Origin of the sequence: Cupriavidus sp. 2KB_3 (assembly GCF_052115685.1) — a bacterium.
GTDB classification, from domain to species: Bacteria; Pseudomonadota; Gammaproteobacteria; order Burkholderiales; family Burkholderiaceae; genus Cupriavidus; species Cupriavidus campinensis.
The window spans coordinates 78,657-99,183 of sequence record NZ_JBFRHD010000016.1; the positions used below are offsets into that span (position 1 = coordinate 78,657).

The 20,527-nt window shown below is 67.4% G+C and carries 23 protein-coding genes and 1 pseudogene; 13 read left to right on the top strand and 11 right to left on the bottom strand.

What is annotated here, in order from left to right; all coding sequences use genetic code 11:
• Positions 1-45: 45 nt before the first annotated feature.
• From glxR to gcl, 3 genes are all read right to left on the bottom strand, one after another.
• Positions 46-969, bottom strand: a complete 924-nt coding sequence (gene glxR / locus AB4120_RS17950; protein WP_144202107.1) for a 2-hydroxy-3-oxopropionate reductase — start codon at positions 967-969, stop codon at positions 46-48.
• A 66-nt stretch (positions 970-1,035) separates the two neighbouring features.
• Entirely contained in the window at positions 1,036-1,818 is a 783-nt protein-coding gene (gene hyi / locus AB4120_RS17955; RefSeq protein WP_441642660.1) for a hydroxypyruvate isomerase, read from the bottom strand.
• Positions 1,819-1,835: 17 nt separating this feature from the next.
• The gene (gcl, locus tag AB4120_RS17960; protein ID WP_144202103.1) at positions 1,836-3,620 is read right to left on the bottom strand and encodes a glyoxylate carboligase; all 1,785 of its coding nucleotides are present in this window, start codon (positions 3,618-3,620) and stop codon (positions 1,836-1,838) included.
• A gap of 294 nt (positions 3,621-3,914) precedes the next feature.
• On the opposite strand from gcl, the gene AB4120_RS17965 reads away from it, so the two are divergent.
• Both AB4120_RS17965 and AB4120_RS17970 read left to right on the top strand, forming a co-directional pair.
• Positions 3,915-4,595 carry a hypothetical protein gene (locus AB4120_RS17965; RefSeq protein ID WP_441642661.1) on the top strand — a complete coding sequence of 227 codons (681 nt, stop codon included), beginning with the start codon at positions 3,915-3,917 and terminating at the stop codon, positions 4,593-4,595.
• 62 nt (positions 4,596-4,657) lie between these two features.
• Positions 4,658-5,575: a LysR family transcriptional regulator gene (locus AB4120_RS17970; protein ID WP_092300210.1), complete on the top strand. Its 918-nt coding sequence runs from the start codon at positions 4,658-4,660 to the stop codon at positions 5,573-5,575.
• 197 nt (positions 5,576-5,772) lie between these two features.
• Here the strand turns inward: AB4120_RS17970 and AB4120_RS17975 are convergent, their stop codons facing one another.
• Both AB4120_RS17975 and AB4120_RS17980 read right to left on the bottom strand, forming a co-directional pair.
• A complete protein-coding gene (locus AB4120_RS17975; RefSeq protein ID WP_092300207.1) occupies positions 5,773-6,465 on the bottom strand; it encodes a GntR family transcriptional regulator in 693 nt (230 codons plus the stop codon).
• Between the two features lie 62 nt (positions 6,466-6,527).
• Positions 6,528-7,949 carry a C4-dicarboxylate transporter DctA gene (locus AB4120_RS17980; protein WP_441642662.1) on the bottom strand — a complete coding sequence of 474 codons (1,422 nt, stop codon included), beginning with the start codon at positions 7,947-7,949 and terminating at the stop codon, positions 6,528-6,530.
• A 292-nt stretch (positions 7,950-8,241) separates the two neighbouring features.
• Between AB4120_RS17980 and AB4120_RS17985 the strand changes: the two genes are divergently transcribed.
• Together AB4120_RS17985 and AB4120_RS17990 are read left to right on the top strand one after the other, a co-directional pair.
• On the top strand, positions 8,242-9,510 hold the full coding sequence (locus AB4120_RS17985) for an allantoate amidohydrolase (RefSeq protein WP_149137120.1): 1,269 nt from the start codon (positions 8,242-8,244) through the stop codon (positions 9,508-9,510).
• Between the two features lie 81 nt (positions 9,511-9,591).
• A complete protein-coding gene (locus AB4120_RS17990; RefSeq protein ID WP_392388520.1) occupies positions 9,592-10,842 on the top strand; it encodes a M20/M25/M40 family metallo-hydrolase in 1,251 nt (416 codons plus the stop codon).
• 103 nt (positions 10,843-10,945) lie between these two features.
• Here the strand turns inward: AB4120_RS17990 and AB4120_RS17995 are convergent, their stop codons facing one another.
• The gene (locus AB4120_RS17995) at positions 10,946-11,452 is read right to left on the bottom strand and encodes a MarR family winged helix-turn-helix transcriptional regulator (RefSeq protein WP_149137122.1); all 507 of its coding nucleotides are present in this window, start codon (positions 11,450-11,452) and stop codon (positions 10,946-10,948) included.
• 91 nt (positions 11,453-11,543) lie between these two features.
• Between AB4120_RS17995 and AB4120_RS18000 the strand changes: the two are divergent.
• The 3 genes and pseudogenes from AB4120_RS18000 to AB4120_RS18010 all read left to right on the top strand — a co-directional run.
• Positions 11,544-11,810 (top strand): annotated as a pseudogene (locus AB4120_RS18000) (carboxymuconolactone decarboxylase family protein); the annotation flags it as partial.
• A 225-nt stretch (positions 11,811-12,035) separates the two neighbouring features.
• A complete protein-coding gene (locus AB4120_RS18005; protein WP_149137123.1) occupies positions 12,036-12,491 on the top strand; it encodes a GNAT family N-acetyltransferase in 456 nt (151 codons plus the stop codon).
• A gap of 3 nt (positions 12,492-12,494) precedes the next feature.
• The gene (locus AB4120_RS18010) at positions 12,495-13,142 is read left to right on the top strand and encodes an FMN-dependent NADH-azoreductase (RefSeq protein WP_149137124.1); all 648 of its coding nucleotides are present in this window, start codon (positions 12,495-12,497) and stop codon (positions 13,140-13,142) included.
• Here AB4120_RS18010 and AB4120_RS18015 read toward each other — a convergent pair whose 3' ends face one another.
• On the bottom strand, positions 13,143-13,700 hold the full coding sequence (locus AB4120_RS18015) for a GNAT family N-acetyltransferase (protein ID WP_441642663.1): 558 nt from the start codon (positions 13,698-13,700) through the stop codon (positions 13,143-13,145).
• 123 nt (positions 13,701-13,823) lie between these two features.
• Between AB4120_RS18015 and arsC the strand changes: the two genes are divergently transcribed.
• Positions 13,824-14,183 (top strand): arsenate reductase (glutaredoxin), encoded by a 360-nt coding sequence (arsC, locus tag AB4120_RS18020; protein ID WP_149137126.1) that lies wholly within the window; start codon positions 13,824-13,826, stop codon positions 14,181-14,183.
• 97 nt (positions 14,184-14,280) lie between these two features.
• Here the strand turns inward: arsC and AB4120_RS18025 are convergent, their stop codons facing one another.
• The 3 genes from AB4120_RS18025 to AB4120_RS18035 all read right to left on the bottom strand — a co-directional run bounded on the left by AB4120_RS18025 (position 14,281) and on the right by AB4120_RS18035 (position 15,957).
• The gene (locus AB4120_RS18025) at positions 14,281-14,508 is read right to left on the bottom strand and encodes a hypothetical protein (protein ID WP_149137127.1); all 228 of its coding nucleotides are present in this window, start codon (positions 14,506-14,508) and stop codon (positions 14,281-14,283) included.
• Between the two features lie 105 nt (positions 14,509-14,613).
• Positions 14,614-15,285, bottom strand: a complete 672-nt coding sequence (locus tag AB4120_RS18030) for an exonuclease (protein WP_441642664.1) — start codon at positions 15,283-15,285, stop codon at positions 14,614-14,616.
• Positions 15,286-15,306: 21 nt separating this feature from the next.
• The gene (locus AB4120_RS18035; RefSeq protein ID WP_149137129.1) at positions 15,307-15,957 is read right to left on the bottom strand and encodes an MBL fold metallo-hydrolase; all 651 of its coding nucleotides are present in this window, start codon (positions 15,955-15,957) and stop codon (positions 15,307-15,309) included.
• Positions 15,958-16,239: 282 nt separating this feature from the next.
• On the opposite strand from AB4120_RS18035, the gene AB4120_RS18040 reads away from it, so the two are divergent.
• Complete coding sequence (locus tag AB4120_RS18040; protein ID WP_222944703.1) at positions 16,240-17,043, top strand: septal ring lytic transglycosylase RlpA family protein; 804 nt, start codon at positions 16,240-16,242, stop codon at positions 17,041-17,043.
• A 77-nt stretch (positions 17,044-17,120) separates the two neighbouring features.
• Here the strand turns inward: AB4120_RS18040 and rsmI are convergent, their stop codons facing one another.
• Positions 17,121-18,056, bottom strand: coding sequence for a 16S rRNA (cytidine(1402)-2'-O)-methyltransferase (rsmI, locus tag AB4120_RS18045; RefSeq protein ID WP_149137130.1), 936 nt, complete (start codon positions 18,054-18,056; stop codon positions 17,121-17,123).
• Between the two features lie 15 nt (positions 18,057-18,071).
• On the opposite strand from rsmI, the gene AB4120_RS18050 reads away from it, so the two are divergent.
• The 4 genes from AB4120_RS18050 to AB4120_RS18065 all read left to right on the top strand — a co-directional run bounded on the left by AB4120_RS18050 (position 18,072) and on the right by AB4120_RS18065 (position 20,526).
• On the top strand, positions 18,072-18,473 hold the full coding sequence (locus tag AB4120_RS18050; RefSeq protein ID WP_149137131.1) for a YraN family protein: 402 nt from the start codon (positions 18,072-18,074) through the stop codon (positions 18,471-18,473).
• A 30-nt stretch (positions 18,474-18,503) separates the two neighbouring features.
• Positions 18,504-19,091 carry a phosphoheptose isomerase gene (locus tag AB4120_RS18055; RefSeq protein WP_149137132.1) on the top strand — a complete coding sequence of 196 codons (588 nt, stop codon included), beginning with the start codon at positions 18,504-18,506 and terminating at the stop codon, positions 19,089-19,091.
• Positions 19,092-19,247: 156 nt separating this feature from the next.
• The gene (locus AB4120_RS18060; RefSeq protein ID WP_149137133.1) at positions 19,248-20,084 is read left to right on the top strand and encodes a BON domain-containing protein; all 837 of its coding nucleotides are present in this window, start codon (positions 19,248-19,250) and stop codon (positions 20,082-20,084) included.
• A gap of 31 nt (positions 20,085-20,115) precedes the next feature.
• Positions 20,116-20,526, top strand: a complete 411-nt coding sequence (locus tag AB4120_RS18065) for a c-type cytochrome (protein WP_262389519.1) — start codon at positions 20,116-20,118, stop codon at positions 20,524-20,526.
• Position 20,527 lies beyond the last annotated feature (1 nt).

Consider the following 20,527-nt stretch of genomic DNA (forward strand, 5'->3'; position numbering starts at 1 on the left):
CCCGGGCGGGTGTGGCTAGGTCTACTTCGCGCGCTTATTTCGCGCTTATTTCACGCTTTTTGCGATCTCATGGTTCGACATGATCTCGATCGCCCGGCACAGCGCCGAGTGGTCGAGCTTGCCGAAGCCATTGGCCGCGCACGCGTTGAACAGCTCCTGCGCGGTAGCCGTGTTCGGCAGCGACACGCCCAGCGTCTTGGCGCCTTGCAGCGCCAGATTCAGATCTTTCTGATGGAGTTCGATGCGGAATCCCGGGTCGAACGTGCGCTTGACCATCCGCTCGCCGTGCACTTCCAGGATGCGCGACGCCGCGAAGCCGCCCATCAGCGCCTGGCGCACCTTGGCCGGATCGGCGCCAGCCTTCGAGGCGAACAGCAGCGCCTCGGACACCGCCTGGATGTTCAGCGCCACGATGATCTGGTTGGCCACCTTGGTGGTCTGGCCGTCGCCGTTACCACCCACCAGCGTGATGTTCTTGCCCATCAGCTCGAACAGCGGCTTGACCTGGTCGAACGCCTCGGCCGGGCCGCCCACCATGATGGTCAGCGACGCGGCCTTGGCGCCCACTTCACCGCCCGAGACCGGCGCGTCGAGGTAGGACGCGCCGAGCTTGTTGATGCGCGCGGCGAAGTCCTTGGTGGCGATCGGCGAGATCGAGCTCATGTCCACCACGATCTTGCTGTAGCTGGCTTCCTTGCCGGCCGTCTTGAGCGCCGCCGCCACGCCCTTGTCGGCGAACAGCACCGCCTCCACGTGCGGGGTGTCCGGCACCATGATGACGATGATGTCCGCGCGCTTGGCCACTTCCTCGGCGCTGGTGCACACCGTCACGCCAGCATCGACCAGCGCCTGCGGCGCCGGATTGACGTCGTGCACGAACAGCGTGTGCCCGGCGGCGCGCAGGTGGCCCGCCATCGGCGCGCCCATGATGCCGAGGCCGATAAAGCCGACGTTTCGTTGATCTGCCATGGAATGTCTCCTCTCTAATCTATCGAAAAATTCTTGAATGCCTGCCTGGCCCGTCCGATGGACGGCTTACTGCACGCCCATCGCGGCGCGCCAGCCCAGACCGGCCTCGGTGGTGGTCTTCGGCTTGTACTCGCAGCCGACCCAGCCGGTGTAGCCAATCTCGTCCAGGTAGCGGAACAGGAACGGGTAGTTCAGCTCGCCCGTGCCCGGCTCGTTGCGGCCCGGGTTGTCCGCCAGCTGCACGTGGCGGATCTTCGGCAGGTTGGCCTTGAGCGTCGCGGCGATCTCGCCCTCCATGCGCTGCATGTGATAGATGTCGTATTGCACATACAGATTCGTCGCATTGACCTGCCCGATCAGGTCCACCGCCTGCTGGGTGCGCGAGAGGAAGAAACCGGGGATGTCGAAGGTGTTGATCGGCTCGATCAACAGGTCGATCTGCTCCCTGGCCAGCGCGGCGGCCGCGAAGCGCAGGTTCTCCACCAGCGTCTCATTGGCCTGCTCGCGTTTCACGTCCTGCGGCAGCTTGCCGACCAGGCAGTTCAGCTGGCGCACGCCGAGTACCTTGGCGTACTTGATCGCCTCGCCCACGCCTTCCTGGAACTCGCCCACGCGGTCCGGATGGCAGGCGATGCCGCGCTCGCCGGCCTCCCAGTTGCCGGCGGGCAGGTTGTGCAGCACGAGGTCCAGCTGGAACCGGCTCAGCCGGTCGGCAATCTGGTCCGCATGGAACGCGTACGGGAACAGGAACTCCACGCCGCGGAATCCGGCGCGGGCGGCGGCCTCGAAGCGGTCCAGGAAGGCCACTTCGTTGAACAGCATGGTCAGGTTGGCGGCAAGCTTTGGCATGTGTCTCTCTCTCCCGGTCAGGCGGTGGCCACTTCTTCGGACAGGATGGCCTCGTCGGCGTCCTCGATGTCCTCGATCGGCTCGAACTCGTTGATGTTGTCGATCTCGGTACCCATCGCGATATTGGTCACGCGCTCCAGGATCACCTCCACCACCACCGGCACCGAGAACTCGGCCATCAGGTCGCGCGCCTCGGCAAAGGCCGGCGCGATGTCCTCGGGCTTGTGCACGCGGATGGCCTTGCAGCCGAGCCCTTCCACCACCTTGACGTGGTCCACGCCATAGCCATCCAGCTCCGGCGCGTTGACGTTGTCGAACGCCAGCTGCACGCAGTAATCCATCTCGAAGTTGCGCTGCGCCTGGCGGATCAGGCCGAGGTAGGAGTTGTTCACCACGAGGTGGATGTACGGCACCTTGAACTGCGCGGCCACGGCCAGTTCCTCGATCATGAACTGGAAGTCGTAGTCGCCCGAGATGGCCACCACGTCCGACTCCGGCGAGGCGGTCTTCACGCCGATGGCGGCGGGAATGGTCCAGCCGAGCGGGCCAGCCTGGCCGCAGTTGATCCAGTGGCGCGGCTGGTTCACCGACAGGAACTGCGCGGCGGCGATCTGCGACAGGCCGATGGTGCTGACGTAGCGCACGTCGCGCGGGAAGTACTGGTTCATCTCGCGGTACACGCGCTGCGGCTTGATAGGCACGTTGTCGAAGTCGCTCTTGCGCTGCATGGTGCGGCGGCGCTTCTGCACATCGGCCACCCAGGCCTTGCGGCATGGCAGGCGGCCGGCCATCTTCATCTCGCGCGCCACTTCCACGAACAGCTCCAGCGCGGCCTTGGCGTCCGAGACGATGCCGAGGTCCGGGCCGAACACGCGGCCAATCTGCGTCGGTTCGATATCGACGTGAACGAATTTCCGACCCTTCGTATAGACATCGACGCTCCCCGTGTGGCGGTTGGCCCAGCGGTTGCCGATGCCCATCACGAAGTCGGACGCCAGCAGCGTGGCATTGCCGTAGCGGTGCGAGGTCTGCAGGCCGACCATGCCGGCCTGGAGCGGATGGTCGTCGGCGAGCACGCCCCAGCCCATCAGCGTCGGCACCACCGGCACGTTGACCAGTTCGGCAAACTGCACCATCAGGTCGGCCGCATCGGCGTTGATCACGCCGCCGCCGCAGACGATCAGCGGGCGCTCGGCCGCATTGAGCATGGCGATGGCCTTCTCGATCTGCGCGCGCGAGGCGGCTGGCTTGTACGGCTGGAGCGGCTGGTAAGTCTCCGGATCGAATTCGATCTCGGCCACCTGCACGTCGAACGGCAGGTCGATCAGCACCGGACCCGGACGGCCCGAGCGCATCAGGTGGAACGCCTGCTGGAACACTTGCGGCACCAGCGCCGGCTCGCGCACGGTAACGGCCCACTTGGTCACCGGCTTGGCGATCGATTCGATATCGACGGCCTGGAAATCTTCCTTGTACAGCCGGGCGCGCGGGGCCTGGCCGGTCACGCAGAGGATGGGGATCGAGTCCGCCCAGGCCGAGTACAGGCCCGTGATCATGTCCGTGCCGGCGGGGCCCGAGGTGCCCACGCACAGGCCGATGTTGCCCGGCTCGGCGCGCGTATAGCCTTCGGCCATATGCGAGGCGCCTTCCACGTGGCGGGCCAGCAGGTGCTTGATCGAACCAGCCTTGCGCATGGCCGAGTAGAACGGATTGATCGCAGCGCCGGGCACGCCGAACGCGGTGGTGATGCCTTCCTTTTCCAGCACGGCGATGGCCGCGTCAACTGCTCTCATCTTCGGCATGTCTGTCTCCAGGGATCGAATTGAAATGGGTGAAATGTCCGCTGGCGTCGATCCTATGCCCGCAGCAGGGCGGGGATAAACAGAAGGGCGATCAGTTGATTCGATACCTGAGGTATGCAATGGCACCGCCGGCGCCAAATTTATGTGATGAATTCGGTACGTTGCAGTGCGCAATCCCGTCCCCCCACGGCGTGGGGGTTGGGCCGATTTGGGGTGGTTTCAGTGCAATTCGGGCTTTCGGTAGCAGGCTGCCCCGGCCAAAATAGCGGGCTCTGTTCTCGCCATCGCCTTGCCATGTACACGCGGCTGCCGTCCACCTATGAATTGATCGAAGCGCTCCAGGCCGGACCCGCCGAGCGCGCGCCGGACAGCCGGCTCGCGGCGGTGCTCTGGGCCGGCTTCGTGCTGGCGCTGGTGCCGGCGCTGGTGGCCGGGGGCGGGCTGGTCTGGTGGCACGAGATCCTCGGCCAGACGCCGCCGGCGTGGCTGCCGCAGGTGTTCCATGGGCTGCTGGCGGTGTGTGGCGTGTTCTATGTGGGCGCGTGGCTGGTGCGGCTGCTGGCGCGGCGCGATGCGCTGCGGCATCCGCTGCGCTGGCTGTCCCGCCGGGTGGATGTGGAGAGCGATGCCGAGGATGCGCTGGTGCGGCAGCTTGGGCGGATTCCTGCGCTCCAGTTGCGCGCGCGCCAGCGGCGCATCGTGCTCCAGGCGCGGCTCTGGGAAGGCGCCGCCCGCACCGTGGCGCTGGTGCTGGCGCTGGGCCCGGCGGCGGCCGTGCTGGCCGATGGGCTGGTCGTCGCAGCGCCCGACAAGGGCCCCGCGCTGGTGGCGGTGTACGGCGCCGTGCTGGTGGCCGGCGCGGCGTTCGCCCTGTTCGCCCAGTTGCAGTGCTGCGCGCCGCTGCGGCGGCTGGCCCACGTGCTGGGCGAAGCCGCCGAGATCAACGACGCGCTGTTGCGCAGCCGCCCCAGCTGACCGCCGGGGCCGCGAATGCCTCACAATGTGCCAGCAGGAGACAACCGGCTTGACTGGCCCATATGGACAAACTCAAACAAATCGAAGCCTTCATCGCCGTGGTGGAACACGGCAGCATGGCCGCCGCGGCGCTCACGCAGAACGTGACGCCGGTGATGATCGGCCGCCGCATCAACGCGCTTGAGGCGCGCATCGGCGTGAAGCTGCTGCACCGCTCCACGCGCCGCATCGTGGTGACGGAGCAGGGCGCGGCGTTCATGGAGCAATGCAAGAAGGCGTTGTCCGACCTGGACCGCGCCGAGATGCTGATTGCCGAAGGCAAGCACAAGGCCACCGGCCACCTGATCGTGTCCGCCCCGGCCGCGTTCGGCCGCAAGCACGTGGCGCCGCACGCGCCGGCGTTCCTGCGCGCCAATCCCGAGGTGCAGATCTCGTTCAACCTGACCGACCGCGTGGTGGACCTCGTGCGCGAAGGCTACGACGTGGGCATCCGCATCGGCGGCGCCATCGACCCGAATTTCGTGGCGATCAAGCTCGCGACGAACAAGCGCGTGGTCTGCGGCACGCCGGCCTACTTCGCCAAACACGGGGTGCCGCATACGCTGGAGGATCTGGAGCGGCATAACTGCCTCGCCTTCAACCTGCAGGGCGGGCAGCAACGGGGCTGGTATTTCCAGCAGAACGGCAAGACGGTGACGGTGCGCGCGCGTGGCAACCTCGATTGCAATGACGGGGAATTGCTGCATCGCTGGACTGGCGAGAGCCTGGGACTGGGCTGGCGCTCCACCTGGGAGATCCTGCCACAACTGGAGAGCGGCGAGTTGATCACGGTGCTCGACGAATACGCGCTGCCGGACTACGACATCCTCGCGGTGTACCCGCAGCAGCGGCCGGTGCCGGCCAAGATCCGCTTCTTCATCGAACACCTGAAGACGGCGTTTGCGAAGCCCGGTTACTGGACCGGGCGCGCCGAAGCGTAAAAACGGAGCCGTAGATCAGGGCCGTAAACGAAAAAGCCCGCAGCCGTTGCGGTCTGCGGGCAGCCCTTCTTGCGAAGGACGGGGAGAGCTCATGAAGTGCGCCCCCGCAACTCCATGGCGAGAGGAATGATGCGCCTCCCGCCGTGATTTGGACTTGATCGCCGTCAAGCGCCGGGCATTCCCTGACGATGCAACGATCAGGCCAGCAATGCCGTCACCAGATCCTTGCCGCGCGAGGCGCCCGGAACTTCCTCAAAGTGCAACGCCGCCTCCACATGGGCGAGGTGATCGACCATCAGCGTGACCGCCCGCTCCGCATCGCCCGCGCGCGCGGCGTCGATGAACTCGCGGTGCTCGTCGGACGAACACGTGGCATCGCGCCGGCTCTGGTACAGCATGGTGATGACCGCGCTGCGCATCGACAACTCGCGCATGATCTCCGTCAACACATTGTTGCCGACCACCTCCGCCAGCACGATGTGGAAGTCGCCCAGCAGCCGGGTGCGCACCTGCGCATCGTTGCCGCCCAGGGACTTGCGTTCGGCGGCCAGATGCTTGTCGATGCGCTTGTAATCCGCCGCCGTGGCCTTCGCCACGAACTCCCGCGCCAGCGCGGCCTCCAGGATGCGGCGCACCGCGAAGACTTCGCGCGCCTCCTCGGCACTCGGCTTGGCGACGAAGGCGCCCTTGTCCGGCACGATCTGGATGACCTTGTCCTTGGACAGCATCAGCAGCGCGGCCCGCACCTTGGTGCGGCTGACGCGATAGACGCTGGCCAGCGCCTCCTCCCGCAGCTTGGTGCCGGGGGGCAGGCGGTGCGAGACGATGGCGGCGACGATGTCGTCGGCAATCGCCTCGGCGGTCATGTCTGGATCGATGTGCTCGGGCATGGTGTCGCGCCTCTCGCCTCTGGGGGCGGACCGGCGCGGTGCGGGATTGGGAATGCGTGATTCTAGCGCCCCGCGACCGTGCCAGGCAGCGGCGCGCCCACGGGGACTTTCCCGGTGTCCGCGCCAATGCTGTCGCCCAGCGCCTCCAGGCCGGCGTCGAGATCACCTGCCGGAATCGTGCCGTTGAGCACCGCGTGGGCACGCTCCCGGTCGATATCCTTCTCCCAGGCCGCCACCACCACCGTGGCCACGCAGTTGCCGATCAGGTTGCCCACGGCGCGCGCGATGCCGATGAACCAGTCCACGGACAGCACCAGCACCAGGCCGATGGCAGGAATCGCCGGATGCGCCGACAGCGTGGCCGCCAGGATCACGATGGCCGAGCCCGGAATGCCGTGCGCGCCCTTCGAGGTGACCAGCGCCACGGCCAGGATGCCGAGCAGGTCGCCCAGCGCAAGCGGCGTATTCGTGGCTTGTGCGATAAAGACCGCCGCGAGCGTCAGGTAGATCGAGAACGCATCGAGGTTGAACGAGTAGCCGGTGGGAATCACCAGCCCGACCACCGACTTGCGCACGCCCATGAACTCGAGCTTCTTCATGATCTGCGGCAGCACGCTATCGGAGGACGCGGTGCCCAGCACCACCAGCAACTCGGCCTTCAGGTAGCGGATCAGCTTGATCACCGAGAACCCGCAGAGCCGCATGATGGTGCCCAGCACCACCAGCACGAAGATCGTCACCGCGCCGTAGAACAGGATCACCAGGAAACCGAGCTGCTTGAGCGAGCCGATGCCGTACTTGCCCACCGTGAACGCCACCGCGCCGAGCACGCCCAGCGGGGCCAGCTTGATGATGAATCCCATCATCTTGAACAGCGTGTGGGAGAAGGTGTCGATCAGGCGCACCAGCGGCTTGCCCGGCTCGCCCACCAGCGACAGCGCGCAGCCGAACAGCACGGAGACCAGCAGCACCTGGAGCACGTCGCCGCTGGCGAAGGCGCCCATCACCGTGTTCGGGATCAGCTTGAGCAGGAAATCCACCGTGCCGGCGGACTTCACCTTCTCGGCGTTGTCGATATAGGCCGCCATGGCCGAGATATCGAGCGTGCGCGGGTTCACGTTCATGCCCGTTCCGGGCTGGAACACATAGGCCAGCACGATGCCGAGCGCCAGCGCGATGGTGGTGACGATCTCGAAGTAGATCACCGCCTTGATGCCGACCCGGCCCACCTTCTTCAGCTCGCCGGCGCCGCAGATGCCGGCCACGACCACGCAGAACACGATGGGGCCGATCAGCATCTTGATCAGCTTGATGAAGGCATCGCCAAGTGGCTTGAGCTTGGCAGCGAACTCGGGAAAGCAGAGCCCGAGCAGGGTGCCGAGCACCAGGGCGATCAGCACCTGGCCGAATAGCGAGCGAGTAAAGCGGCTAAAACTGCGGGCATGCAGGCGAGGGGGGCGCTGCGCGGGAAGGGTTTGCTGCATCGTTGTCTCCGTGCCGGGCGGGTCCGGAAATGGCCTGCCCTGATCTGGGTTTGGGAACGCCACGCCACCCCTTTGCCGGCTGCGACAGGATTGTCGAGAAACGATTGTCCGGGCGGGATTGTCGGTGCGTGCAGGCCAATATAGTGCATATCATTTTTGTATGCAATTTTTGAATTCACTGTGCTAACATGAATCGCAGAGAATAGAGCTTCGGCACCGGGCGCCCGCCCGGACTGGCGCCCCCGCCAGGACCCTCAGCGCCGGGCTACATGTAGATCGCAGGAGACCCACTATGGCAGTGACCCCGGCAGCAACCCCGACGACTTTGGCCCCGGAAGCCGGCGCCCGCATCATGGCCTGGGCCGACGCCCTGGCCGTCCACACCGAGCAGCCCGGGCTGCTGACCCGCACCTACCTGACCGACGCCCACCACGGCGCCGCCGCCCAGTTGGCCGAATGGATGCGCGAAGCCGGCATGACCGTGCGCCGCGACGCCGCCGGCAACGTCATCGGCCGCTACGAAGGCACCTCGCCGGACGCCCCCGCGCTACTCACCGGCTCGCACTTCGACACCGTGCGCGACGCCGGCCGCTACGACGGCAACCTTGGGGTGATCCTGCCGATTGCCTGCGTGGCCGAGTGGCACCGCCAGGGCAAGCGCTTCCCGTTCGCCATCGAGGTAGTCGGCTTTGCCGAGGAAGAGGGCGTGCGCTTCAAGGCCACGCTGCTGGGCAGCCGCGCGATTGCCGGCACCTTCGATACCAACGTGCTCGACAACGTGGACGACTCCGGCCAGACCATGCGCGAGGTGATGCGCGCGGCTGGCTTCGATGCCGCCCAGCTGCCCGCGGCCGCCCACGACCGCCAGCGCGTGCTGGCCTTCGTCGAGGTACATATCGAGCAGGGCCCGGTGCTGCTGAACGAGGGCCTGCCCGTGGGCGTGGTCACCGCCATCTCGGGCGCCACCCGCTTTATCGTCGAACTCGAAGGGCTGGCCGGCCACGCCGGCACTGTGCCGATGGACATGCGCCGCGACGCCGCCATGGCCGGCGCCGAGATCGGCCTCTATATAGAGAAGCGCTGCGGCGGCAAGCCGGGCCTGGTCGGCACGGTCGGCCAGTTCAACGTGCCCAATGGCGCGACCAACGTGGTGCCGGGCCGCGCCGTGTTCTCCATCGACATCCGCGCCGGGCAGGACGCCGAGCGCGAAGCGGCCGTCAACGACGTGCTGGCCGAGATCGAACGCATCTGCGCCCGCCGCAACGTGCGCGTGCAGGTGCGCAAGACCCACGAAGCCAAGAGCGTGCCGTGCGCGCCGTGGCTCCAGTCGCAATGGGCCGCCGCCGTCGGGCGCCAGGGCGTGCCGGTGCGGCACCTGCCGTCGGGCGCCGGCCACGACGCCATGGCGATTTCCGCGATCGCCGATGTGGCGATGCTGTTCGTGCGCTGCGGCAACGGCGGCATCAGTCACCACCCCACCGAGACCATGACCCCCGAAGACGCGCAGACCGCCGCGCGGGTGTTCGCCGATTTCGTCGAGCACTTCCAGCGGCAGCAGTAAGCCGGCGGTACGACCCAGCGCGCCAAGCCTTTTATCGAACTCATCCGAATTCAGAGCCAGAACATGACCGCACGAGACAACATGAACCCCATCGAGACCACGCTCACGCAGACCATCGACGCCCTGCGTCCGCAGCAGGAGGCCTTCCTGGCCGAGCTGGTCAAGGTGCCGTCCGACAACCCGCCCGGCGACTGCGACGCCCACGGCAAGCGCGCCAAGGCGCTGCTCGAAGGGCTGGGCTTCCAGGTGGAAGCGCACAAGGTGCCCGAGGACAAGGTCCGCGCGGCGGGCATGATCAGCGCCACCAACCTGCTGGTGCGCAAGACCTTCGGCAAGGGCGGCCCGACCATCGCCATGAACGCCCACGGCGACGTGGTGCCCCCCGGCCTGGGCTGGACCAAGGACCCGTACGGCGGCGAGATTGCCGACAGCGAGCACGGCCCGGTGATGTACGGCCGTGGCGTGGCGGTGTCCAAGTCGGACTTCGCCACCTACGCCTACGCGGTGCTGGCGCTCCAGGAAGCCGAGAAGCAGGGCGCGAAGCTCAACGGCACGGTGGAACTCCAGTTCACGTACGACGAGGAAACCGGCGGCGACATCGGCCCGAAGTTGCTGCTCGACGAAGGGCTGTCCAAGCCTGACTATGCGATCTCGGCCGGCTTCTCGTACGGCATCACCTCGGCCCACAACGGCTGCCTGCACGTGGAAGTGACCGTCAAGGGCAAGCAGGGCCACGCGGCCATGCCGCACACCGGCGTGGACGCCATCGAGGCCGCCACCCACATCCTGCAGGCCATCTACGGCCTGCGCGCAGAGCTGGCCACGCGCAAGAGCAAGGTGCCGGGCATCGACACCGCCACGCTGAACGTCGGCCTGATCAAGGGCGGCATCAACACCAACGTGGTGCCGGACCTGGTCACCTTCCGCGTGGACCGCCGCATGATTCCGGAAGAAATCGGCTTCGATGCCGAAGGCGAACTGCGCGCCGTGGTGGAGCGTGCCGCCAAGGATCGCCCGGGCATTGAGGTCAAGGTGGAACGCATCATCCTGGCCGAGCCGCTGTCCGAGCTGCCCGGCGTGGACAAGCTGATCGGCGCGCTCAAGCGCCGTGCCGAGGCCGTGTTCGGCGTGGAGATCCCGGTGCAAGGGGTGCCGCTCTACACCGACGCGCGCCACTACACCAGCCACGGCATTCCCACGGTGCTGTACGGCGCCGGCCCGCGCACGCTGATGGAGGCGCGCGGCCACAATTCGGACGAGAACCTGCGCCTGAACGACCTGAACCGCGCGACCAAGGTGGTGGCGCTGGCGCTCTCGGACCTGATGGCTTGATCCCAAGGGCCTGATCCCGATGGCCTGAGCGCCTGTAAAGAACCCTTTGTTGTGACTTGCGGCCCGCGCGACCTTCGTCTCGCGGGCTTTTTTCATGGCCCGGCTAGGCGGTCAGGCCCTCCTCGGGCGATGCCAGGCCGACCAGCCAGCGCCGCACCACCTGCTCTTCCTCCGGTGTCAGGCCGGCGCGCAAGTCTTCGTCGACCTTGGTCGCGCGCGCCTTGCAGCCGGCCAGCAGCGTGCGGCCGGCGTCCGTCAGGGCGATGGTCTGGATGCGCCCGTGCACCGGATGCGGCGTGCGGGCGATCGCGCCCACCTTCTCCAGGTTGTTCATGATCACGCTGACGGTCTGCGGCGTCAGCAGCGCCAGCCGCGCCACGTCGGCTCCCGAGATCCCCGGGTAGGCGCCCAGCATCGTCAGCACGAAGAACTGCGGCAGCGTCACGCCGAGGTCGTCGAGCGCGCGCTCCATGCGCAGCCGGTTGGCGGCGCTGGCCTGCCGCAGCAAATAGGCCAGATAGCCGCGCTCGCCGCGCTTGCCTTCGCCGGGCGCGGGAATGCGTGGCGCTTCAGTCTCTGATGCCCCTACACCCGCCGTGGTCTTAACCATAATGTCAAAGCTCTTATATCATGTTCGAACTCTTACATCTTACCTCAACCCGACCCACCGGGCCACCCGGACCAAGGAGCACCACATGGCGATGGATTTCCAACAATTTACGGCGACAGCGCCCGATGTCTACGCGGCAATGGGCGGTGTGGGCCGCGCAGTGGACGCATCCGGCCTGGACAAGGCGCTGACCGAACTCGTGAAGCTGCGGGTCTCCCAGCTCAACGGCTGCGCCTTCTGCCTGCAATTCCACCTGAACATCGCGCGCAAGCTCGACATCGACCCGCGCAAGTTCGACCTGCTGGCCGGATGGCGCGACGCCGGCATCTACACCGAGCGCGAGCAGGCCGCCCTGGCCTGGGCCGAGGCGCTGGTCCGCATGACCGACCACGCCGCGCTGGACGCCGCGCAGGCGCAGGTCAAGGCGGCCTTCACGGAGCCGGAACGCGTGTTCCTGGCCACCGCGATCGCCACCATCAACGCCTGGAACCGCATTGCCGTGGGGCTGCACTTCCCGCCCCTGGCCGCCACGTCCCACGTCCGCTACCCCCAACACCGCCACCACGTCCACCGGGAGCCGCGCATGAGCACCATCGTCCGTCAAATCGACCTGATTCAGATTCGTCGCATCGACACCGGCGCCGAAGTGGCGGCCTGCTTCCCGCTGATGCACCAGCTCCGGCCGCACCTGGCCGATGCCGATGAACTCGTGGCGCGCTGGCGCCGCCAGGCCGACGTGGGCTATCGCCTGGTCGGCCTGTGGGACGACGGCCAGCTTGTGGCGCTGGCCGGCTATCGGATGCAGGAAAACCTCGTCTACGGCGATTTCCTGTACGTGGACGACCTGGTCACCGACGCCAACACGCGCAGCGCCGGGTACGGCCAGATGCTGATGGACTGGCTCAAGGAAGAGTCCCGCGCGCTCAACGCCCGCGTGCTGGTGCTGGATACGCCACTCACCAATGTGCTCGGCCATCGCTTCTATTACCGTAACGGGCTGCTGGCCCAGACGCTGCGCTTCAAGTATCCATTGGACTGAGACATGACGACATTGCTGCACCTGAACGTCAGCCCCCGGGGCGAGACGTCGCACAGCCGCCGCGCGGCCGACTGGGTTCGCCAGAAGCTGGCCGCGCAGCACGCGCCGCTGACCGTACTCGAACGGGACCTCGCCGCCGACCCGCTGCCGCCCATCGGCGCTGCGTTCACGGACGCCAACATGGCCGGCGCGGCCGGGTTGCTGAAGGAAGGGGAGGTGCCGCCGGCGCTGGCGCTGTCCGAGACGCTAATCGCGGAACTCGAAGCGGCCGACATGGTGCTGCTGGCCACGCCGATGCACAACTTCACGGTGCCGGCCACGCTGAAGACCTGGATCGATCTGGTCGTGCGGCCCGAGCGCACCTTCCGCAGCACGCGCCAGGGCAAGGTCGGGCTGCTGCGCGACCGGCCCGTGCTGGCCGTGGTGGCGTGCGGTGGCCCGGTGCGCGAGGGCCCCGGCAGCCAGCAGGACTTCCTGACGCCTTACCTGAAGTACGTGCTTGGCACGATCGGCCTCACCAGCGTGGAAGTGCTGCGCATGGACAACACCGCCCGTGGCCCGGAGTACATCGCGCAGGGCCTTGAACACCTGCAGACCTGGGCCGATGCCACGCTGCCGGGGTTGGTCGTCCCGACCGAAGCCGCAGCCTGATCAGCCCGGCACCGAGGCGTTGCCGACCCCCAGCGGGCGCTGCATCAGCACCGTGTCGATCCACTGGCCGTGCTTGAGCCCGACCGATTCGAGCCGGCCCACCGTACGGAAGCCCAGCCGCTCGTGCACCGCCACGGATCCGGCGCCCTCGCCGCTGGCCGTGAGGGCCACCACGGCCACCATCTGGCGCCACGGCCCGGTCTCGCAACGGGCGATCAGCTCGGCCAGCAGGGCGCGGCCCAGGCCCTCGCCGGTGTGGCGATGATCGATATAGATCGAATCCTCGATGGCGAAGCGGTAGGCGCTGCGCGCGCGGTAGGACGAGGCGTAGGCGTAGCCCAGCACCTCGCCGTCGCGCTCGGCAACGATGTAGGGCAGGTGCTTCTTGAGGACCTCGGCATAGCGCTGGCGCATGTCGTCCACGGACGGGATGACTTCCTCGAACGAGGCACGCCCGTGCTCGACATGATGGGCGTAGATGGCATGGATGGCTGGCACGTCGTCGGGCGTGGCATCGCGGAGGTGGAAGGGCTTGCGGGGGGCGGAGGATTCGGACACGGTGTTTCGGAGGCGGGGAGAACAGTCAGACAAATCTTGTGCGAAGCACATTCCGTACCTTACCGCGTCCCGCCCGCGTGCGCTTGTATATAGTGCGGGGATATTTATCCGGAGGACGCCACCATGATCACGATCTACCACAACCCCCGTTGCTCGAAGTCGCGCGAGACTCTCGCGCTGGTCGAGTCGGCGGCGCAGCGTCTGGGCGAGCCGGTTGAGGTGGTGGAGTACCTGAAGCAGCCGCCCACGCTGGCCATACTGCGCCAGCTCCATACGATGCTGGGCGTGCCGGTGCGCGAGATGCTGCGCAGCAACGAGGATGTCTACAAGGAACTCGATCTGGCCGACCCCGGCCTGACCGACGCCGAGCTACTGGCGGCCGTGGCCGACAACCCGATCCTGCTGCAACGCCCGGTGGTGGTCCGCAACCGCCAGGCCGCCATCGGCCGCCCGCCAGAGGCCGTGTCAGCCCTGCTGGGCTGACCGCCAGCGCCCCTCCGGGGCCCGAAATAGAACCGGCCTCCCGCAAGGGGAGGCCGGCCGGTCAGACAGGCGATTCGCGTCAGGCGAGTCGTCGTAATCAAACACCCAGCCAGTGCAGTGCCTCCTGACCGAAAGCGATGGCGGCGAGCACCACCAGTAGCGTCACCAGCGTGACCGTGCTGACATAGACCGTTGCCTTGGCGATTTCCGCATCCTCGCTCGGCGAATGCTGGCGGGTGATGGGGGATGTGCGCGCGTGCGTGCGGTGTGGCCAGTGCAGCCTGCCGCTCAGGTCCTTGAAATGGAGATCGGGATGGAATCGCATGGCACACCTCCTCGGGCGTCGGGCACCGCTTCAACAGCCACTTCTACTATAGGCAAATGCCACGGGAAGCGCGTCGTTTCCTGCGGCCGCCGGGGCGTACCCAGTTCAGCGGCTGGTGTCGGGATGTGAGCTATCGCTATCGCCAGAATCCTTGCTGCTAGAGGAATTTGACGAAGCGACCGCCGCCAGCGTTGCTTCCCGCGCGCGCAGTTCGGCCAGCATGTTGCAGAACAGGGCGCCCTGCTCGAGGGCATCATCCAGCGCGATGTGGGTGTGCGGCAAGGGGTCATGCCAGTGGGCCGGGAAGGCCGGCTTGACCGACCTGCGATACGGCCGGCCGGTCAGCGCGAAGCCGAGCGTCTTGATGTCCAGCGCCGCCCAGCCGAAGGGCGAGCGGCCGGCGTACCGCATCATGTACCAGAACACCCAGGTGAAATCGAAACCGGCCGGAAAGGCGATGAACACCGGCTTGCCCGGCAGGCTCTCCACCCATTCCACGTAGCGCGGCATCACGTCCTCGGGGCGCTCGAGCTCGCGCCGGCACGCCGCCCAGGCCTCGGGCTGGGTCTTCCACCACTGCATCTGAACCGGATGGCCGGCGGCGCCGGGCAGGGTTTCCAGGTTGGCGGAGAAGGTGCCGAGCACGGTCTTGTCGGCCAGCATCGCCGCCGAGGCGAACGAGAGCATGGAATGCGGGCCCGGGATCGGCCCGTCGGCCTCCACGTCGGTACTGACGTAGATCTCGGGACGGGTATCGGGTGCCTGCTTTTTCGCCATCGGGGAGGGGAAACCGGCGGCTCAGGCCGCGTCGATCAGATGATCGGCCACGTAGGGATTGTTGCGGCGTTCCTCGCCGAAAGTGGACACCGGGCCATGGCCGGGCACGAAAGTCACGTCCTCGCCCAGCGGCCACAGCCGGGTGCGGATCGAGCGGATCAGGTCGGCGTGGTTGCCGCGCGGGAAATCGGTGCGGCCGATCGAGCCGGCGAACAGCACATCGCCGACGATCGCCAGCTGATTGGCGCGCGAGAAGAACACCACGTGGCCCGGCGTGTGGCCGGGGCAGTGGTAGACCTCCAGGGTCTCGCCGCCGAAGGTCACGGTGTCGCCGTTTTCCAGCCAGCGGTCTGGCTCGAACGCCTCGGCGTGGCCGAAACCGAAGCGGCGCGTCTGGTCGGGCAGCTGCTCGATCCAGAACCGCTCGTCCTGGTGCGGCCCCTCGATGGGGATGCCAAGCTGGCGCGCGAGCGCCGCCGCGCCGGCGCAATGGTCGACATGCCCGTGCGTCAGGAAGATCTTCTCCAGCGTCACGCCTTGCTCTGCCACGGCGGCCAGGATGCGGTCGAGGTCGCCGCCGGGGTCGCACACGGCGGCACGGCCAGTGGTCTCGTCGATCAGCAGAGAGCAGTTTTGCTGGAACGGGGTAACGGGAATCAGGAGGACTTTCATGGGTCGATGCGGGCGCTTTGTCGTGTGCGCCACGGCACGGTCTGGCCGAGGCGGTCATTGTAACGTCGGCCCATGGCCCCCCGTCTCAAACGGGTGTCAGACCGGATGAGACGACTCTGAAAGTGAATTTTAAGACACGCATAAATGCACTTGTCATATTCGGCGCAATCCCTTGTCAGGCTTCGGATTGCGGGGATTCGTGCCGATCTTCAAAGCCACTTGATTAAATTTCGTAACAAAATCAAGGATGTAGCGCTCGGACACCGATGTTAGACTGCGCCCATGTTCAATTTGCCCGTATCTCGCCCGGGGTTAGGTCGCGCACGCGCGATCCCGCGTGCGAGCGCTAACGCCAACCCTGCCAACCCGGCTTCCAGCCGCTGGCTGCGTCACTGCGCGATCCTCGTATCGGCGCTGGTGATGGCCGCTTGCGCGACGCCGCCGGAGAGCGACTCCCAGCAGACCGCCGATGCCACCGGTGCGGTGCCGACGCGCGCCGCCAAGGCGAGGCTCGACAAGTCCGGCGCCCGCCCGGACGAGCGCGGCAACTGGGATCTGTTCGGCTGGGGCAAGGATGACAACGCGCCGGCGCAGTCGTCGCTGGACGGCCTGCGTCCGGATCTGGGCACCTTCGAGCAGCGCGGCACGGCGTCCTGGTACGGCAAGGGATTCCATGGCCGCAAGACCGCCAATGGCGAACGCTTCGACATGCGCGCGATGACTGCCGCGCACCCGTCGCTGCCGCTCGATAGCTGGGTGCTGGTGCGCAACCTGCGCAACGACAAGGTGGCGGTGGTACGGATCAATGACCGCGGCCCCTACCACGGTGGCCGGGTGCTTGACCTGTCCTACGCGGCGGCCAAGCGGCTGAATTTCGTCGAACGTGGTGCTACGCAGGTGGAAATCCGCCGGCTGTCGCGCACGGAAGTGGCGGCGCTGGGTCCGCAGCTCGAGGCGGGCGGCAACGAAGCCGGCGACGGCAGCGGCGCCGACGACCTGCCCGAGACTGCCAACGCGCTGGTCCCGGTCAAGTCCAAGGCCAAGGCGCGCACGGTCAAGGCGACCACGAAGCGCAAGCCCCGGTAGGCACCCCGATGCGGCCTGGCGTGATCGACTCCCGTTCCACCGCCAGCCCGCTTCCCCCTCTCCCTCTCAGACTTTTCTCATTCCTCGCTGTCGCCGCCGTCACCCGCGTCACTCTCGGCGGCGCGCTGCGCCAGTGCCAGCCGGTACAGCGCATCGGTCTTCGCCCCGGTGATCGCCGCAGCCAGCTTGGCGGCGCGCTTGGCGGGCAGCTCGGCCACCAGCAGCTTCAGCACGCGCTGGGCCTCGGCATCGGGCGCATCGGCATCGGCCCCTTCGGCGCGCCCCGCGCCTTCCACCACCAGTACGAACTCGCCCTTGCCGCGCGACGCCTCGGCGGCCAGCCACGCCGGCGCCTCGGCCACGGTCAGCACCGGGGTTTCCTCGAACAGCTTGGTCAGCTCGCGGCCTACCAACAGCCGGCGCGTGCCGGGCAGGGCGGCCGCCAGTGCCGCCAAGGTGTCGGCGATGCGGTGCGGCGCCTCGTAGACCACCCAGGCGTGGTCCAGGGCGGCCAGCTGCGCGATGGCGTCGGCGCGGGCCTTGGGCTTGCCGGGCAGGAAACCGATGAAGGTAAAGCGGCCTTCGCCGGCTTCGAGCATGTCGCCGGCCACGGACAGCGCGGTGACGGCCGCGCTCGGCCCCGGCAGCGGCACCACGCGCAGGCCGGCCGCGCGCACCGCCTCCACCAGCCGTGCGCCGGGGTCGGAGATGCCGGGCGTGCCCGCATCGGACACATAGGCAATGCGCTCGCCGGCAGCCAGCCGGGCGACGATCTTTACCGCGGCCTCGCGCTCGTTGTGCTCGTGCACGGCCACCAGCGGGCGCTGCAGGCCCACCCGGGACAGCAGCTGGCCGGTGTTGCGGGTGTCTTCGCAGGCGATGGCGTCGGCCAGCCCGAGCACATGCAGCGCGCGCAGGGACAGGTCCGCCACGTTGCCGATGGGCGTGGCCACCACGTACAGCGTGCCGGGCGGGTAGGTCTGGCCCGAAGCCAGCGAGGTCCAGTCACTCATGCTTGAGAACTTCCGTTGATTCGCTCATTCAAAACCACCACGACCGCGCGCGGCGCCGAGGCCGAGGATCGCGCGCTGGCCTATCTGCTCAGGCAGGGGCTGGCGCTGGTGGTGCGCAATTATCGCTGCAAAGGCGGCGAGATCGACCTCGTGATGCGCGCCGCCGATGGCACGCTGGCGTTCGTTGAGGTCAGGCAGCGCAGCGGCCGCGCCTTTGGCGGCGCGGCGGCCAGCGTCACGCCGGCCAAGCAGCGCCGCCTGCTGCGGGCGGCCGAACACTACCTCGGCACGCTGGACCACACGCCGCCGTGCCGCTTCGACGTGGTGGCGCTGGAGCCCGGGCGCCTGGCCTGGTTGCCGAACGCATTCGACCAAAATGCCGGACGTGACGATGGCGCGTCCTGGGCTGCGTCATAATGCGCGGGATTGGGCAGAAGTCAAAGAGCCATGAGTATTGAAAGTATCGAACAGCATTTCCTGGACAGCGCCGACACCAAGCGGCAGGCCGCCACGCTGATGGCACCGCATATCGACGCGGCGGTGGAGCGCATGGTGGCCGCGCTGACCAGTGGCAACAAGATCCTCGTCTGCGGCAATGGCGGGTCCGCTGCCGACGCCCAGCACTTCGCCGCCGAACTGATCGGCCGCTTCGAGCGCGAGCGGCCCGGGCTGGCGGCGATTGCGCTGACCACGGACAGCTCCATCCTGACCGCCATCGGCAACGACTACGATTTCACGGTGGTGTTCTCCAAGCAGATAGAGGCGCTGGGCCAGCCCGGCGACATCCTGCTGGCGCTCTCCACCTCCGGCAATTCGGCGAATGTGATCGCGGCCATCCAGGCGGCGCGCCAGCGCGACATGAGCGTGGTGGCGCTGACCGGCAAGGGCGGCGGCAAGATTGCCACGCTGCTGGACGAGTTCGACATCCACCTGTGCGCGCCGAGCGACCGTACCCCGCGCATCCAGGAAGTGCACCTGCTGACGCTGCATTGCCTCTGCGACGGGATCGACGAGGCGCTGCTGGGCGAGGCATAGGGCATAGGGGATAGGAAGCGGGGAGGTTATCCCACCTTATCCACAGGATTTGCCCAAGTTGTTCACAGGAATTGCGGCGTCATCCACAGAGTCATCCACAGCGCCGCGCCGGTTTCGTCATATTTCCGCATCATTCCGTATCCAGCCAAGGACCGCATGACTAACGTAACGACCGCAATGACCCAGAAGACCACTCCGGCGCGCGTGGCGCGCACGGCCATCACCGTGGCCGCACTGCTGGTGTCGGCCACGCAACTCGCCGGCTGCTTCCCGGTGCTGGCCGGCGCGGTCGGCACGGGCGTGGTCATGGCCACGGACCGCCGTCCCACCGGCACCCAGGCCATCGACCGTGGCCTGCAGCTCGAGATCGACAACACGCTCGACGCCAAGTACAGCGGCCAGGCCCGCGTGGACGCCGCCGTGTTCAACCGCAAGGTGCTGCTGGTGGGCGAGGCCAACAACGCCAACACCAAGCAGCAGGTGGAGCAGTATGTGAAGAGCCTGCCGAATGCGCGCGAGGTGATCAACGAACTCGAGGTGGTGTCCACACCGGGCTTCATGACCCGCAGCAACGACGCCTACCTGACCAGCAAGGTCAAGACCTTCCTGGTGACGGCTGAGGGCGTGCCGGCCAATTCGATCAAGGTGACCACCGACAAAAGCGTGGTCTACCTGATGGGCGTAGTCACGGCGGCCGAGGGCGACCGCGCCACCGACGTGGCCCGCAACGCCAGCGGCGTGCAGAAGGTGGTCAAGGCGTTCGACTACGTGAGCGAGGCCGAGCGCGCCCGCCTGGACGCCGCTGCCAGCTCGCAGAATCCGGATGCGGGCAGCCAGCCCGTGGGCTCGCCGGCGCCGGTGCAGACCGTGCCCGGCACCGCGCCGAACGCGCCGGTGACCTCCGATGCGCCGGCCGGCACCGTCAGTACCGCGCCGGTCACGGCGCCGGTGTCCTCCCCGACGGCGCTGCCGCCGGGCCGCAACCTGCCGTAGTCTTGCGATAATCCCGCCCAGGAACTGAACCATGCGCGCGCCCCCGCCCCTTCGCCACAAGATGTCCACCGCACGGCTGGCCTTCTGGATTGGCGGATGGGTGGCGCTGGCGGCCATCGCCACGATGGGGGCGGCGCTGGCACAAACCGGCACGTCCGGCCCGGCCAGCGAGGCGCGCACCACCGTGGAAGCGCAGTCGGCGCGCATGCAGCAGGCACGCAACCAGGCCGCCTCGTGCGCGGCCTGCCATGGTCCCGACGGCCGCGCGCCGGCCGATAGTCCCGTGCCGGGACTCGCCGGCCGCCCAAGTGCAGAAATCGTCGAATTGATGCTCAACTACAAGAACGGCAAGCGACCCGGCACCGTGATGCCGCAGATCGCCAAGGGGTACAGCGATACGGAGATCCTCGCCATCGCGTCCTGGTTCGCCGATCAAAAATAAG